This is a genomic window from Thiorhodococcus minor, from assembly GCF_010820565.1.
Classification (GTDB): domain Bacteria; phylum Pseudomonadota; class Gammaproteobacteria; order Chromatiales; family Chromatiaceae; genus Thiorhodococcus; species Thiorhodococcus minor.
Window position 1 is genome coordinate 56858 of sequence record NZ_JAAIJQ010000023.1, and the last position, 15419, is coordinate 72276.

A 15419-nucleotide genomic window follows, 5' to 3' on the forward strand; every position below is an offset into this window, starting at 1 on the left:
GAGGCGGGCAGTGCCCGCGCTGCGCGAAAGGCCTCCATCCAAGAGGCAGTCTCACTCCAAATTCAGCTGCCGCCTTAAGGTTTTCTTAAGGCGGCAGGGGTTAGCGTCCCAAGCTGGCGCGCCCTCCCTAGCGGCTCGCCCATCGCCGCGCGAACCGCGATCGGCCGCGAGCGCGGCACGCGCACGGGACTCCCGGCGCATCGAGAGATCGACAGGAGACAGAGATGACCGCAACCGAAGACCGCCGCATCCCAGGCGGACCGCCCACGCGACCGAGCCGACCCAGGGCGCGGCTCCCATTGGCCCTTGCCGCCCTGGCGACGGCCGTCATGCTGGCGCCATGCCCAGCCAGTGCAGACGACGATGATGATGAGCACGAAGGGTCGAGCACCCGACTCAGCATCGAGCGCGCGTCCTGGGATCGCGAGGAGCGACGATTACGGGTCAGCGGATCAGGCAGCTCCCGATCGCGCGTGACCCTGGTCAACGCCTATGATGCCTCTCAGCGTCTCGGCTCAGATGAGACCGAAGGCAGAGACGGCTCCTGGTCCATCCGCGAAGAGAGGCCACGTCCTGTCCCTTGTCGCGTGCGCGCCCTCCAGTCGGACGGCCAGACCGCCGAGCGCGACGTCTACAGGGCACCCTCCGACTGCGCGCCCAAGGCGCCCGGCGACGAAAACCAGCAGCCGATCGCCGACGCCAATGGCCCCTACAGCGGCGCGCCCGGCGCCGACATCGCCTTCAGCAGCGCCGGCTCACGCGACCCTGACGGCAGCATCAGCAGCTATGCCTGGAGCTTCGGCGACGGCAGCGGCAGCTCCAGCGCCAATCCCAGTCATCGCTATGCGACGCCCGGCACCTATCCGGTCAGCCTGACTGTGACCGACGACAGCGGCGCCACCTCCCAGCCATCCACCACGACCGCGACCGTCTCCGACGGCCCCGTCGTCGGCTGCACCTCGCCGATTCCCGAGCACTGCAATATCACCGCCTACACCGGCCCGGCCGTCTGCGTCGAATGCCACCAGAACGAGGCCCGCGACATGCACGGCTCGGTGCACTATCAGCAGGGCGGCGCCTTCGACTTCGTCACCAACATCCCGGGCGACTTCGCGGCGGCGGGAGAGCGCCCGGCCAAGGCGGCTGGGGACCTGGTCGCCACCGGCATCAACACCTACTGCGGCACCCACGAGAATTCGCCGCGCTTCACCTGTGCGGGCTGCCATGTCGGCAACGGCCGCTTCCCCATGGCGCAGTCCCTCTTCGAGCAGCTCGATCCCGCATCCGACGAGGCCCACGCACAGCTCGCCAACATCGACTGCCTGACCTGTCACCAGGAGCGCTACAAGCGGTTCCCGGACTGGACCGCGAGCGGCCAGGGCTTCGCTGACTTCTCCCTCCTCAACCTAACGGAGGACAGCGACGGCGATCTGGTCCGGCTCGACGGGGCGGCGCTAGCTCGCACCGGCTTCTCGGGCATCCCGAATGTCGACCCCGTCAGCGGCGACTTCCAGTTCCTGCCCGCAGGCAGCGATACCCTGCCCGGCAGCGTCCCCATGTCGCCCATGCCCATCACAACCCTCCAGGCGGCACAGAACGTCCACGCCACGACGCGCATGTCCTGTCTCAGCTGCCATGCCGGGGCCGGCGGCGGAGACGGCACCAAGCGTGGCGACATGGCGAAGGAGAACGCCAATCCCAGCGTCACCCTGGACATGCATATGAGCCCGAACGGTGCCGACCTCAGCTGCTCGGACTGCCACAGCGCGGTCGGCGACGCCGGCGAAAGCCACCGCATGCGCGGCCGTGGACTCGATCTGCGGCCCAACGATGTCCAGGATCGCTTCACTTGCGAGACCGGCGGCTGTCATGACGACAGGCCGCACGAGGACTTCAGCAACACCAGAGGCAGCAGCCGCGACAAGCACGCCATGCGCGTCGCCTGCCAGACCTGCCACATCCCCGCTTACGCCAAGGCCAACGTCGGGACAGAGGTCGCACGCGACTGGCAGGATCCGCATCCTTCCGCCGCTGCCTGCAACGGGCGTGGCGGCTGGCTGCCGCGCGAGGACAAGGGCGGACTCGGCAGCACGTCGCTCATCCCGACCTACGCCTGGTTCGACGGCACCAGCGAGGTGCTCTATCTGGAAGAATCGCTTGACGATGTTCCGACGGTGCCGCTCGACGCGACCATCGCCGCCAGCTTCGCCGGGGCCTTCAACCCGGGCGATGCCACCTACGTGCTGGGTCAGCCCAACGGCGATGTCGCATCGGACGGCGCCAAGCTCTACCCGATGAAGCCGCACTGGAGCAAGCTGGCCCGAAACGACCTGACCAACACCTTGGTCGGCCACTCGACCTTCGAATTCTTCCGCACCGGCAGCTTCTGTCGCGCCGTGGCCGTGGGACTTGGCTTGGACGAGCCGAACGCGCCGACGAGCAGCGTCTGCGACGGGACGCCGGGGAGCACGGAGACGCCCCCGAGCACCACCATCGTCCCGGTGTTCACCTACCAGACCATCAATCACGGTGTCGAGCCGGAGGACAATGCGCTCGGCGGCGAAGCCCGAGGCTGCGGCTCCTGCCATGCATCGCTGTCGGGCGGACCCAGGCAGCTCGATCTGGAAGGACTGGGCTACGCGCTGCGCACGGCGCCGAGCGCGGTCATCGGCACAGGTCAGGCCACGCTGAACGGCAACCTGGACGCCATCTGCAGCCAGTGCCACGAGAACGAGCGCGAGGACAGGGACTTCTCCGACGTCCATCGTCGTCACGTGCAGGAGGAAGGCAAGGACTGCGCCGCCTGCCACAACTTCTCACGCCCCGAGCGTGGGCTCTCGCTGAGTCGCGAGGAGCGCGACTAGACCGCCGCTGGCCCGCGGAGCACCCTGCGCCGCGGGCCAGCGACGAGTAAGGAATCACCAGATCGGGGCGCAGCCCCGAGGGTCACTCCAGGCTGGCGAGGCGCAAGGCCAGGAAGAGACCTTCGACCTCCTCCCCATACTCCATCCTCAAATAGCCCTGCTCCAGTCGGACGACCTCGAGGCCGGCACCGCCAGCCAGGGCGCGCAGGCTGTCGGGGTGATGACTGTAGCGGCCATTGTCATTGAGCCGATAGGGGGCTTCCGAGCCCAGCTCCAGCGAGAAGACGAAGAGGCCATCCGGCTCGAGACAGGACGCGGCGCCGGCGATCACCTCACCGAGATCGCCGAAATAGATGAGCGCGTCACAGGCCAGGACGAGGTCGAACCTCTGCTCGCAGGCTTGGAGCCAGGCGCCGATCTCTGCCTGCTCCAGTGCATCATAGATGCCGCGCCCGCGCGCGAGCTCCAGCATGTGTGGCGACAGGTCGATCCCGGCCAAGTGATCGCACCTATCCCGAATCTCCACACCCGCAAGCCCGGACCCGCAGCCCAGCTCCAGCGCCCTGAGCCCGGTGCGCTCGCCCATGAGCTCGGCGACCAAGGCGGCGAGCCGCCGGGGCGCCTGGTAGTCCAGCTCCTCGAGCATGTTGGATTCGTAGAAGGTGGAGAAGCGCTCGTAGAGCTGCTGGATGCAGTCGTTGTCGGCCCGTGGCGGCGGGGGCTCGTCGCGCAGGGCGATGAGGAGATGGCGGATCTCGGCGTCATAGGGCCGGAGCGAGAGATAGCGCTCGTAGGCGGCACGCGCCTGCTCGCGGCGGCCGAGGATGTGACTCAGCTCGCCCAGGGTCGCCCAGAGATTCGCGTCTTCCGGGGTCTGCTCCGCGGCGTGAAACTGGCAGATGTAGGCCGCCTCCAGCTTGTCCTGGTCCCTGAGCTGCTTGGCGAGACTGGCCGGATCGATCGCAGGTGCGGGCGTGGGAGCCGTTTCCAGCAAACCGGCTTCCAGACCCTGCGTGATGAAGGCGTCGACCTGGCACCCTTGGCTCTCCGCCATCAGGGGTGCCACGATAGACGTTAGCTCCTCGACACTGCGCCGCCCATCGCAAAGCTCGCAGATCAGCGAGGCAACCGGGTTGAGACGATGGATGCGGTCCGAGAGCGGATCATAGGCAAGCAGCCCTTCGTCACCAGGGCAGGTCAGGAGACTCGACTTGAGGCGAGGTCTAAGCATGAGGGATTGGCGCAGCGGGCGCTTCCCTCCACCGAGGCAAGCGCCCGCATTCTTCTCAGCGACAGGACCGACTACCGACGGCTCTTGCCACCCCCACTGCTGCCCTTGCCACCAGATGACCGACCACCGCCACCGCCTTTTCCCCCGCGCGAGCGCGGGGCGCCACCGCCACCCTTGCCGGATGGCGCCGCGGGCCGAGCCGCCCCCTTTGCCGCGCCCGCAGCAAAAACGCCCTTTCCGATACCCAAGGGCAGCGGAGGCTGTGCCGCGGCCTCGCTAGAGATCAGCGGCAAGGCGGCAACGGCAGCCGATCCGCCGAGGACCCGTTTGAGGAAATCGCGCCGACTCGCGGGCACCTGCTCGAGTGCCGCATCCAGCGCAGTCTTTGATTCGGATTTCGCCATCGCTCAAAACTCCTTTGTCGCTCGAGTCTCGAGCCGGCCGAGGCAGCACCCTCGCGCGGCTCGAGTGCAGAATGGAAGGGCAGATCCCAGGAGGCAGCCAGCCGATGATCCATCCCAGCTGCGGCTGGTGACGTCGATTTCGCCGTCGGGCCGGAAGCCGCGGGAAGGCTGCCGAAACTCCACCGACAAGGCACTATCCTAGCAGGGCCTTGGACGGCCCAAGTATGGCATATGAACAAGTCGGCGAAGGGAGTGGATCGCTCCTCACGTATTCATAGGACGATGGATCTTCGCCCCCCTGCCCAAGGAAGACCTCGAGGAAAGCATCTCGTACATGCCAAAAGCCATCAGCCGTCGACACAGGCGTCGACGGCTTGGATTTCGGCTTCGAGGCCGCCGGCTTCGAGACCCGCGCGGGGTCGAGCTCGACAGCGCCTGCTACCAGGCGTTAGGCGATTTCCGAGAATCCTCAGACCAATCGCCCGCAAGCGGGCTCCGACGCGTTCTTCTCGGTAGGAGCCCACTTGCGGGCGATGCCTCCGGGAGACGCGGGATCGATGAGCCATCAGGGGTCCCGCGCCCTCATCCGCCCAGGCGTTTGCGGAGCATCATGGGCTTCCCGAGTGCCATAGGCTGTTGGTCCGGCGATCTTGAGAAATCGCCTTAGAGCCTGGGCGGCCGGACCGCCGCGGGGCGATGAAGCCGGGCGAGCCGGCCTCGGAGGGGTTGACGCGACATGGCGGCCGCTTGGAGCGGATTTCCGCCATGTCCGCCATGTCCGCCGTTACATACGGAAGACTATGGAGTGCGCCGCTCGGACGCTGTCAACGCGTGACCTTGCCGCTGATCGCACGGATATAGGAGGCGCTGACGCTGTCGTCCGTTTCGACATCGGCGAGCACTGCCGGATCCTGCACCTCGAAGGTCATGGTTTCCTCGGGTGCCATGATGGTTACCCTGCCCGCATCCCGATCGATCGCCTGAACGACACCTGTAACTGTCACGGAATCGACCATCATGCCCGCGGGCTTATCACCTGGCTCGCGCGTGATACTCGAATCCTGTTGCACGCCCATCGTGCCAGCATCCGCGCCCTTGCGCAGCTCGACCAGGATGAGCGTGGTCTCCGTGATGGTGAGTTGATCTCCGATCTTGATCTCATCGAGTCGCTGCACCTCGTCGGGGACATGGACCACCTCGAAGCGCCCTTCAGCAGTCTCGATGGTTAGCATCCGCTTCTCTTGATTGACCACCGCCACCTTGCCGCTGAGCTCCGAGGAGACCGCCGCCCCTGCAACTGGGGTGGTCTCGGCTTGCGCGATAGGGAGGAGAGTCAGCAGCCCCAAGGTGGCTGCGCAGGCGAGTGTCGTCGGGTAACGCGATGGCTTCATGGATGTGCTCCTATTGGGATTGGCAGTTCACAAGAGGCTGAGCCGACTGCGCCAGGAAGTCGCCCAGCTTGCCATCATCGAGCAGACTCGATGACGGCTCGGGAAACACGCGTCACGGCCTGCTGCGCTCGCTGTCAGGTCGAGCCGCACCAGCGGTGAAACCCGGAGGGCGTCAAGGGCGCGAAGGATTTCGATGCCTTGCGGAGCCGATCTCGCCCGCCCGGCGGACGGTCGTTCCGCATCGGCCAATGCTTCGCCCTTCTTACCGCCCTGCGGGCCTTTGCGGTTGGAATGGCGCGCTAATGATGGGCTCCGGTCTACTTGGCCTCGCCAGCTCGGCCTTGGTCATCACGCGACACCGCCAGCTTGGAAGCCTCAGTCGTCCAGTTGGGCGAAGATACAGTCCAGCGCCGACTGGGTCGTTCCCCCTGGATAGAAGGCCTCGAGATCCGTGGCGTAGGTCCGCTTGTCGACCCGGCCGAAATAGAGCTTGCTGGTCTCGTCGATGAAATAGGTGTCGTCGCTGCTCTCGCCGAGCAGGTACTTCAGCTGCTGGTGTCCGACGGAAAGGGTGCCGCAGCTCTGCTCGATGCGATCGAGAAACCCCTCGGCGCCTCTGTTCTCCACCAGCCGGTCCGAAACCGCCGGGTTTTGGGCGCAGGCGGACAGGGCCGCCGCCATGCTCAAGGCCCAGGACAGCGGGGCGACCTGCGTGCTGCGGATCATCGGCCAATACCTCTCTCTCGGATTGTCGCTCCCCCTTCGGTCGCCAGACGACGATTCCGAAAGGGAGTGATTGCGGGCCACGGCGCGATCTCAATGAGGCCCGCCCTGCATGTGGTGAATCGGGTTGCCGTCCACCGCGATGGCCTGGGTGTTTGCGAGCTTCTTGATGTCCTCCTCGCTCAGCGTCGGTCTGTCCACCTTGATGGTCAGCTTGTTCAGCTTGGCGGTCAGCGGAAACGGCGGCTTGTAGTCGTCGTCGTTGACGCCGGTGAGCGTGTCGGAGCCGATGTCGAAGGCCTCGTCCCATTGCAGGATGATGGGCAGGGTGCGCTTCATCTCTTTGGTATCGACCACCTCGCCGTCCACCTTCAACGTGCCGGTGCCGCCTTGGCCGACGCCGCTCATGTTGTTGTAGGCGAGGGTCTCGGCGCCGAGTCCGTCGTACTCGAAGTCGAGCTCGACGGTGTGTCTGCCGGGGGACAGAGCCTCCTGACCTTCCCACTTGATGCGCTTCAGGTTGATCAGGTTCCAGAGGAACACGGGCTTGCCGTCCAGCAAGTAGAAGCCGTAGCCGGCGAAGCGCCCGCCGGAGGTGAGGATCATACCCTCGGCACCGCCCTCGGGCACCTCGATCTCCGCGGTGATGGTGTAGGAGCTGTTCAACAGCGACGGCGAATCACCCTGGGGCAGCCCGGTCATCGGATAGGTATAGACGAACTCGTTGCGCCCGGCGGTGATGTTGGGACGCGGTGCCGCCAGACGCGTGGCCACCGAGGCGTCCAGCGGGAACACCTGGTACTTCTTCGCCTCATCGATGAACAGCGCCTTGAGCTCCTTGACCTTCTCCGGATGCTGATCGGCAATGTTGTTGGACTGGCTGAAGTCCTCCTCGAGGTTGTAGAGCTCGAGCACCTGGTTGTTCAGCGGGTCGGGGTTGGCCGTACCAAAGGCCTCCCAGGGGGCGCGGTTGACCTCGGTGCTGAGCAGCCAGCCCTCGTGGTAGAGGGCGTACTGGCCCATCATCTCGAAGTACTGGGTCTTGTGCCGGGAGGGCGCGTCGGCGTTCTCGGCATCGAAGGTGTAGGCGAAGCTCACGCCCTCGATCGGCGCCTGCGCGATGCCGTCGACGGTCTCCGGCGCCGCGATGCCCGTCACTTCGAGAATGGTCGGCACCACGTCGATCAGGTGCATGAACTGCTCGCGCAGCCCGCCCTTGTCCTTGATCCGCTCGGGCCACATCACCGCCATGCCCTGGCGGATGCCGCCGAGCTTGGAGGCGTTCTGCTTGAACCAGGTGAAGGGCGTGTCGAAGGCCCAGGACCAGTGGGCCGCCATGTGGTTATAGGTCTGCTCGGTTCCCCAGACGTCGTACCACTTCAGCTGTGTCTCCGCCGGCATCTCGGTAACGCCGTTGAAGTAGGCCACCTCGTTGGGCGTACCCAGCAGGCCGCCCTCGGCGCTGGTGCCGTTGTCGCCGTTGATGTAGATGACCAGCGTGTTGTCGAGCTTGCCCATGTCGTCGATGGCCTGGATGACGCGCCCGATCTCGTGATCGGTATAGGCCGCGTAGGCGGCGAAGACCTCCACCTGCTTGATGAACAGCTTCTGCTCGTCCGCGGTCAGCTCGTCCCAGGGCTTGAGCACGTCCTTGGGCCAGGGCTCGAGCTGGGTGTCCGCCGGGATCACGCCGAGGCGCTTCTGGTTCTCGAAGATGCGCTCGCGCAGCTTCTCGTAGCCGTCATCGAACAGCTTCATCGCACTGATCTTCTCGACCCACTCCTTGGTCGGGTGATGGGGGGCATGGGTGGCGCCCGGGGCGTATTTGACGAAGAACGGCTTGCCCGGATCGACCTGATTGAGGCGGTTGATGTGATCGATGGCGTCATCGGCCATGCCGGTGATCAGGTTCCAGCCCGGCTTGCCCTTGAAGGGATAGATCTGGGTGGTGTTGCGGAACAGATTCGGCTCCCACTGATTCGCATCCCCGCCGACGAAGCCGTAGAAGTACTCGAATCCCAGGCCGGTGGGCCACTTGTCGAACGGACCCGCCTGGCTGGCGGCGAAGGCCGGCGTGTTGTGGTCCTTGCCGAACCAGGACGTGGCGTAGCCGTTGTCGCGCAGGATGCGGCCAATGGTGGCCTTGTCCTCGGGGATGATGCTGTTGTAGCCGGGGAAGCCGGTGGACTGCTCGGAGATCACCCCAAAGCCGACCGAGTGGTGGTTACGACCGGTGATCAGCGCGGCGCGCGATGGCGAGCACAGCGCGGTGGAGTGGATGTTGTTGTAGCGAAGCCCCGCGTTGGCGACGCGGTCCAGGGTCGGCGTCGGGATGACGCCTCCAAAGGTGCTCGGCACGCCGAAGCCGGCGTCGTCGGTGATGATCAGAAGGATGTTCGGGGCCTCCTTGGGCGGCACGATGCGCGGGGCCCACCAGGGCTTGGACTGCAGGGCCTGCTCCTCGATGACGCCGCCGAAGGCCGGCTGCGGAGCCGGTAGTTGCTTGCCGTCGATGGTGGTCGTCGCGCCCGGCGAGCCAAGCTCGCCGCTCACCTCAGGCGTCGCTGCTGCCGCACTGCCGGCGGTGAGTGCGCCTGCCATGAAGGCGGATATCACGAACCACCAGCTGCGCGGTCTCGTCTCGCGATCAGGGAAACTCATGGTTTGCCTCCTTATCTCGGCCGGATGGAGCTCAAATGAGCTTGAAAAGAGCTGACGTACCGCAAGGCGCACGAAGCGCGCAAAGGATTTCAATTCGTTGCGGAGCAGATCTTGCCCACCCGGCAGATGAACGACATGCGCCGGACAAATCTTTGTTTTTATAGGCTTTATTTACGCCTTCAGGGTTTGAATCGCCGAATCCAGGATGAAGATTCGAAATGACTGCCAAGCGCGGCCGGAGCGCCCAGTCGTCGGCCGCAACCTGCCCGTGGGCTGATGCAGGCCGGACTCGGAGTCAGAATCGGAAGGAAACCCCTAGCTTGGGGCCTCCGAACGCGAGACCCTGCAGCAGCTTGTCGCCGCCCTGGTCATAATCCAGATAGCGGTAGTCCAGGGTGACGTCACCCCAATCGAAGGCATAGCCAAGGCCGGCGGACAGCTGCCAGGTCAGGTCCGAGCCGCCTGTCCCGACGTCCAAGTAGTAGGGCAGAAACCACTGCTCATTGAGCGCGAGCCGGCCCTTCACCCCAAGCAGCGCGTCCCACAGATCGACCGATCGGCCCAGCTTGCCGTCGCGCTGCCGCGGCCCGCCACCCGTCAGCTTGAGATCTGTGTCCAGGGAGAAGAGACGCGCGCCAACGAGGACGTCGAGGTGAGACGCCTGGTTGCGCCAAAGCCTATAGGCGCCACCGAGCGTCCAGAGCCAGCCCTTCATGTCCAGGTCGGCATCCAGCAGAGTGCGCGTCGCGCCGGTCGGTACGCTCACGGACCTGGACTTGTCGCCCGCGAGCTTGAGATAGATAACGTCGGTGAAGCCCGACCAATCTCCGTTGCGCGCCTCGAACGACCCCATGAAGGTCATTTGCAGGGCGTCGATGATCTTGGACGCATCTACGTCGATACCCCCGCCCGAGCCGGGCGGGCTGTACTTCAGATCGCCGCTCAGGCTGGGAAACCAGCCATAGATGGAAACGCCGTACTCCCAGTCCGCGGCCGTCGCCGCAGATGCGCCCATGCCTAGGGCGCCCGCCAGGAGCGAAGCGCCCCAACCCGATTTCGCCCCACCCCTGGTGCTCGATCTCTTGGATAGGCCCATCAAAGTCTCGTCCTCACCAATGCCTCGATTCTAAATCGAGCCACCCACCCCAAGCGGCGGCCCCTGTGATTGCTACTCTCAGACACATGCAAGACTCCAACGCCCGCAGCCCCTGTCGATATCGATGTCGATAATGCAGAGCCCCTCCGGCGCGCTCGGACGGCAGCAATCCTTGGCATCACGGAGTCAGTAAAGCAGACGCGCTCAGGCTCGTCTTGTCATCTCAGGACGATTGACTGACACTTTCGGACAAAAGTACGGAGAGCGTGGATCATGCGACGAGAGCGAGGCCATGGCTTGCCGCCCCATGAGCACAGGGCGCCAACGGAAGGTGGAGTCCGTGTCGGCCCGCTGATGAATCTTCATGCGCTGGTCGCCGAGCTCGGCGCGGATCCGCGCCGCGTTTTCGCCGACACAGGTTTCCACCCCACCCAGCTCGAAGACCCGGATGCCGAGGTTCCCTTCGTCGCCGGCAGTCGGCTGCTGGCACACGCCGTCGCGACGACTGGCTGCGAGCAGCTTGGCCTGCTCCTGGGCGAGCGCGCCGAGGTCTCTGCGCTCGGCGTCACTGGCTTCATGCTCCAGTGCGCGCCCGACGTGGAAACGGCGCTTGACGACCTGGTGCATTACCTGGATCTGCATGATCGCGGCGCGACGGTGATGCTGAGCGTCGAGGGCGGGCAAGCGCGCGTCGGCTATAGCGCCCATCTCTCTGGTGTCCAAGCCCTCGCGCAGATCTACGACCTTGCGATCACCGTCATCTGCAAGATCATGCGGAAACTCTGTGGAGGCAGCTGGAATCCGACGGAGGTGCTGCTCTCCAGGCGAGCGCCGCAAGAGGTCGCTCCCTACCGACGCTTCTTCCGCGCACCCTTGAGGTTCGACACGCCCCAAAGCAGCCTCTGCTTTCCCACACACTGTCTGAGCGAGCCCGTCCGGAGCGCGGATCCGCTGTTGCACCGTCATTTGGAGCAAGTCGCGACGCGACTCCATGCCAATCGGCACTCGAGCCTCACGAGCGAGGCGCAGGGCTTGATGCGGCGCACCTTGGCCGACGGCAAATGCCGAGTCGACGTCATCGCGAGCCAGCTGGGGATGCATGAGCGCACGCTGCACCGGCACCTCCAGCTCGAGGGAACCACGTTCCGTCGGGAGCTCGATGGCATCCGTTACGAAACCGCCCGCCGCCTGCTCACGGATACAAGCGTGCCGCTGTCTCAGATCGCCGCGGCGCTCGACTATGCCGACGCAACCGCCTTCATTCGCGCCTTCAAGCGTTGGTCCGGACAACCACCCAGCGAATGGCGCCGCGACCATCGGACCCAGCGCGCGCCCGAGCCCAGCTCACAGGTACAAGAGCGCTGGAGCGCGCAGGAGTGCGAGGCTCGCCCCAGGCGCAACCGGGCGGCCGCGAACGAGGCGGCAGGGCCTGGCTAGTACCGCGTTTCACTCCAAGCTGCGATCCTGGGCATTGATGTGGGCGCCATCGAAGCTGGGAGTGCCGGCCTCCAGGCAGACACCTGCCTGTTGACCCGGAGATCAACACTCCCAGCGCCATGCGCGCCTGCGACCTATGGCGGCTGGCAGCTCTCTTAGGCGATTTCTGTCAATTCCCATACCATCTGGCTTGTCTTGACGCCCGCCTTCTGTGTCGCCCCGCCAGTCACATCGCCCAGCGATGCTCCCGTCGGCGCTCCTTGAAGGCGGACCTCAATCCGGCGCCACCTGGTATAAGAATTTCCGGCAATCGCCTTAGCGACGGCGTGATCAATCCGCGAGCACAAAGCCGCGATGCCGCGGCCAAGGCCACCCTGGCGTCCCCACCCACAGCTTACCCACAGACCTAGTCACAGGATGCGGGGATAACCGGCCCCCGACTCGCGCAGACACCTACAAACACTCTCTCCGCAAGTGTTCGCAATCCCCCAACAGAGCATCCAACTTCACCCCTTGCCGAACGACCGAAAACGCATAAAAGCACAGTTTAACAGGAGTTTACGGGCCTCAAGAAATATTGGCACAGCGTCTGCTATAACTCCTGTAAGCGCCTCGACAGCGCGCCGACAAGAGCCATTCGACACCAACTGGAGAGCCAAGATGCTGACCATCAACGATCTGACCGTCCGACGCGACCTCGACGCCGCAGCCATGACCAACGTCCGCGGCGGCTTCGCCCTGAGCGACCTCGACTCCTTCCTCGGCACCGGGATCTTCAACACGCCGACGATCGACTATGGCACCCACCTGCTCGCTCAGGAGCAAGCCTTGGCCGTCAATCAGGCAGGCAACATCGGCGGACTGAATCTGGTGATCTCGGACCAGACCCAGAACGGCGTTTCCGGCCAGGTCGCGATCTGAGCCGCCCCCCGCACAAAGACGTCGACATACAGCCTGAGATGAGGAGAAAAGCCATGATGACCATCGCCGACCTGAGCGCCGACCACACCCTCGGCACGGCAGCCATGAGCGGTGTGCGCGGCGGCTATGCCTTCGCCGGAGACGTCTTCGGCTCTGTTTTCGGCATCGTCAACGCCCCCGAGATCGACCTGGGCACACACCTGCTCGCACAGGAGCAGGCGGTCGCCATCGATCAAAGCAACGCGATCGGCGGATTCAACGTCGCCGCACCGAGCCAAACGCAGAACGCCATCAGCGGTCAGGTCTCGGTGCTCTAATCGGCATCCGTCACCAAGACGCGACCGGAAACTGGGTCTTCGGACCCCGTTCTCCATGGAGGATTGCCGATGTTTGCCGCTTCGCGAAATCTTGACCCCAAAAAGAGCTGTTGAACCGCAAAGGGCACAAAGAGCGCAAAGGATTTCAACACCTTGTCTGCGAAGCCATGCTCACCCAGAGGGTGAAGCGACGCAGCGATGCAAGCCTCTGTTTTTCTTCGTGTCCTTCGCGCCTTTGCGGTTCCGATTGCCGAATCTAGGATCAGGGCTGGCGCCAGCGAGCGACAGGTGCTGTGCTTGCTTGACGCTTCAGCCTAGAAAGCGCTGCCGGCCACCAGCAGCCAGCTTAAGGCTTTGTTTTGGAGCTGCTTTCAGAGCTTCTCCGAGTCACCCAACGAGTGAGCGGCTGGTCGGCCGGCAAATCCGGCAACTGCATGAGTTTCCTCCGCTGGCGGCTGTTAGCCGGAAGCTGACTGCTCCAATTGGGCTCAGGGTTATCAGGACCAGACCGGCTTGGCGCGCTCGAACGAACTGAGACACCGCCCCAGCGCGGCAAACCAATCGCCCCGGCTGGATCGAGATTGCACCTTCGGACGGTCACCGCACAGCTAAATGTCACTTCAGCCCCGCAGCGCCCAAGATTCCAGCCGCCCCCCAGCGAAGGGCTCGGCTGCCGGCGCTCGCGGATCTTCCGAGCCAGCGAACGCGCTGACCGAGCGGATCCGGGCCGAGCGGATCGCCCTGGTCTACCACAACACGCGGCCCGCCCTCGCGGGCAACATCCTGGCCGCCCTCCTGGCCGTGCTCATCATCCTGCAGCGCACGCCCGGCGTGATCACGGCCGCATGGCTGACCGTCATGCTGGCAATCGCCGCCGCGCGCTGGCTGCTGAAGCTGGCCCGTGACCGGCAGGCCCCCGAACGGCCGCTTCCGCCCAGCGTCTGGGCGCGCCGCCTGCTTGTCGTCGTGACCATCAACGGCTTCTGCTGGGGAGTGCTCGGCATCTTGCTGGTGGGCTACGCCAGCCCACTGCAAACCGGTTTCGCCCCCTTCATCATCGGCGGCATGATGGCCGCTGCGGTGGCGACCATCGGCGCGCTGCGATCCCTCTATCTCGGGTTCACCCTTCCGATGATGGCCTGCCTCATCGGCGCATTCGTCTGGCGGGCCGACCCGGATTCGTTGATCATGGCCGGCTTCGCGATCGCCTTCGAGATCACCATGCTCGCAACGGCCTGGCAGGTCAGCGAGATCGTCAACCGCGATATCCAGCTCAAGCTCGAGAACGAGGGCCTCGTGCGCTCTCTGACGGCGAGCAACGCACAGCTGGGCCGGTCGAACCGGACCCTTCAGCGCGAGATCGAGGAGCGCAGGCGGGCCGTGGCGCGCAGCGAGTTCCTTGCCACCCATGACGCGCTGACCGGACTCCCGAATCGGCGCCTGCAGAAAGACCGCTTCGATCAGATGATCGCCCGCAGCGGCGGCACGGCCGCCGTCCTTTTCATCGATCTCGACAAGTTCAAAGAGGTCAACGACAGCATGGGGCACGGCGCCGGCGACCTCCTCCTGCGGGCCGTCGGGATCCGCTTGCTCGACTCGCTGAGACACGCCGACTCCGTCTGCCGACACGGCGGTGACGAGTTCCTGCTGCTCGTCGGCGATGCCGCGGATCACCTGACGGTTGCCGGTGTAGCGGCGCGCGTCATCCACGCGCTGCAGGAGCCCATTGAGATCGAGGGTCAGGCAATCAAGATCGGCTGCAGCATCGGAATCAGCCTCTACCCGGACGATGGCGAGGACTTCGAGCACCTCGTCTGCCGTGCCGACAAGGCGCTCTATCGCGCCAAGCGCCAGGGCAGAGGCAAGTATCGCTTCTTCACCCATGACCTAGACTCGACGGATTCGGATGCGCGCGCAGCGCGGGAGGCCTCGTAGCACCGAAGCATGCGCGCCGACCAACAGGACTCACGCGGCGCGCGATCCTCCGATGGGCTAGGAGCAAGCCCAAGGCCAATCGGCACCTGGTCAGTACCTGGCGCGACCTTCGCGGAATCGGCACCCGCGGAGCGCAGGTCTCGCATCGGGCGCGAAGAACAGGGCGGAAGAACGACACCAAGGCCTCATGACGGCCCGAGAGCCCGCAGCCCTGCAGGACTCACAGGATCGGCGTCGGGAGGAGACAGGAGACAAGCAGACCTCGAGATGTGCCGCGCTTCGGAATTGGTGGACTGACATCCAGGCCACCGCCCCATCGGGACCTTGGCCGCAGGGCCTGCCTTAGACCTAGATTCGGCAATTGGAACCGGTAGAGTAGAGGCCAGGGTCGCCCCTGGCCCCCCTCGTCAAACGCAGCATGCAGATTTCCCGCACTGCG

At 65.1% G+C, this 15419-nt stretch carries 11 protein-coding genes; 5 read left to right on the plus strand and 6 right to left on the minus strand.

Annotated features, from left to right (window positions below):
• The first annotated feature begins 224 nt into the window (after window positions 1-224).
• On the plus strand, window positions 225-2864 hold the full coding sequence (locus tag G3446_RS09840) for a PKD domain-containing protein (protein WP_164452658.1): 2640 nt from the start codon (window positions 225-227) through the stop codon (window positions 2862-2864).
• A gap of 82 nt (window positions 2865-2946) precedes the next feature.
• Here G3446_RS09840 and G3446_RS09845 read toward each other — a convergent pair whose 3' ends face one another.
• The 6 genes from G3446_RS09845 to G3446_RS09870 form a co-directional block, all read right to left on the minus strand.
• A complete protein-coding gene (locus G3446_RS09845; RefSeq protein WP_164452659.1) occupies window positions 2947-4095 on the minus strand; it encodes a PqqD family peptide modification chaperone in 1149 nt (382 codons plus the stop codon).
• Between the two features lie 71 nt (window positions 4096-4166).
• Entirely contained in the window at window positions 4167-4499 is a 333-nt protein-coding gene (locus G3446_RS29115) for a twin-arginine translocation signal domain-containing protein (RefSeq protein WP_164452660.1), read from the minus strand.
• 824 nt (window positions 4500-5323) lie between these two features.
• Entirely contained in the window at window positions 5324-5890 is a 567-nt protein-coding gene (locus G3446_RS09855; RefSeq protein ID WP_164452661.1) for a copper-binding protein, read from the minus strand.
• A 375-nt stretch (window positions 5891-6265) separates the two neighbouring features.
• A complete protein-coding gene (locus G3446_RS09860) occupies window positions 6266-6616 on the minus strand; it encodes a hypothetical protein (RefSeq protein ID WP_164452662.1) in 351 nt (116 codons plus the stop codon).
• 90 nt (window positions 6617-6706) lie between these two features.
• Complete coding sequence (locus G3446_RS09865) at window positions 6707-9274, minus strand: arylsulfatase (RefSeq protein WP_209262335.1); 2568 nt, start codon at window positions 9272-9274, stop codon at window positions 6707-6709.
• Window positions 9275-9569: 295 nt separating this feature from the next.
• Entirely contained in the window at window positions 9570-10289 is a 720-nt protein-coding gene (locus G3446_RS09870) for a hypothetical protein (protein ID WP_164452663.1), read from the minus strand.
• A gap of 354 nt (window positions 10290-10643) precedes the next feature.
• Between G3446_RS09870 and G3446_RS09875 the strand changes: the two genes are divergently transcribed.
• The 4 genes from G3446_RS09875 to G3446_RS09890 all read left to right on the plus strand — a co-directional run bounded on the left by G3446_RS09875 (window position 10644) and on the right by G3446_RS09890 (window position 14980).
• A complete protein-coding gene (locus tag G3446_RS09875) occupies window positions 10644-11807 on the plus strand; it encodes an AraC family transcriptional regulator (RefSeq protein ID WP_164452664.1) in 1164 nt (387 codons plus the stop codon).
• A gap of 660 nt (window positions 11808-12467) precedes the next feature.
• A complete protein-coding gene (locus G3446_RS09880) occupies window positions 12468-12728 on the plus strand; it encodes a hypothetical protein (protein ID WP_164452665.1) in 261 nt (86 codons plus the stop codon).
• 53 nt (window positions 12729-12781) lie between these two features.
• A complete protein-coding gene (locus G3446_RS09885; protein WP_164452666.1) occupies window positions 12782-13045 on the plus strand; it encodes a hypothetical protein in 264 nt (87 codons plus the stop codon).
• Between the two features lie 612 nt (window positions 13046-13657).
• On the plus strand, window positions 13658-14980 hold the full coding sequence (locus G3446_RS09890; RefSeq protein WP_164452667.1) for a GGDEF domain-containing protein: 1323 nt from the start codon (window positions 13658-13660) through the stop codon (window positions 14978-14980).
• Window positions 14981-15419: the final 439 nt, after the last annotated feature.

Coding starts and splice junctions, on each gene's coding strand:
- G3446_RS09885 (WP_164452666.1), top strand. CDS start 12,782: ATGATGACCATCGCCGACCTGAGCGCCGACCACACCCTCGGCACGGCA.
- G3446_RS09860 (WP_164452662.1), bottom strand. CDS start 6,616: ATGATCCGCAGCACGCAGGTCGCCCCGCTGTCCTGGGCCTTGAGCATG.
- G3446_RS29115 (WP_164452660.1), bottom strand. CDS start 4,499: ATGGCGAAATCCGAATCAAAGACTGCGCTGGATGCGGCACTCGAGCAG.
- G3446_RS09865 (WP_209262335.1), bottom strand. CDS start 9,274: ATGAGTTTCCCTGATCGCGAGACGAGACCGCGCAGCTGGTGGTTCGTG.
- G3446_RS09890 (WP_164452667.1), top strand. CDS start 13,658: ATGTCACTTCAGCCCCGCAGCGCCCAAGATTCCAGCCGCCCCCCAGCG.
- G3446_RS09855 (WP_164452661.1), bottom strand. CDS start 5,890: ATGAAGCCATCGCGTTACCCGACGACACTCGCCTGCGCAGCCACCTTG.
- G3446_RS09880 (WP_164452665.1), top strand. CDS start 12,468: ATGCTGACCATCAACGATCTGACCGTCCGACGCGACCTCGACGCCGCA.
- G3446_RS09845 (WP_164452659.1), bottom strand. CDS start 4,095: ATGCTTAGACCTCGCCTCAAGTCGAGTCTCCTGACCTGCCCTGGTGAC.
- G3446_RS09875 (WP_164452664.1), top strand. CDS start 10,644: ATGCGACGAGAGCGAGGCCATGGCTTGCCGCCCCATGAGCACAGGGCG.
- G3446_RS09870 (WP_164452663.1), bottom strand. CDS start 10,289: ATGGGCGCATCTGCGGCGACGGCCGCGGACTGGGAGTACGGCGTTTCC.
- G3446_RS09840 (WP_164452658.1), top strand. CDS start 225: ATGACCGCAACCGAAGACCGCCGCATCCCAGGCGGACCGCCCACGCGA.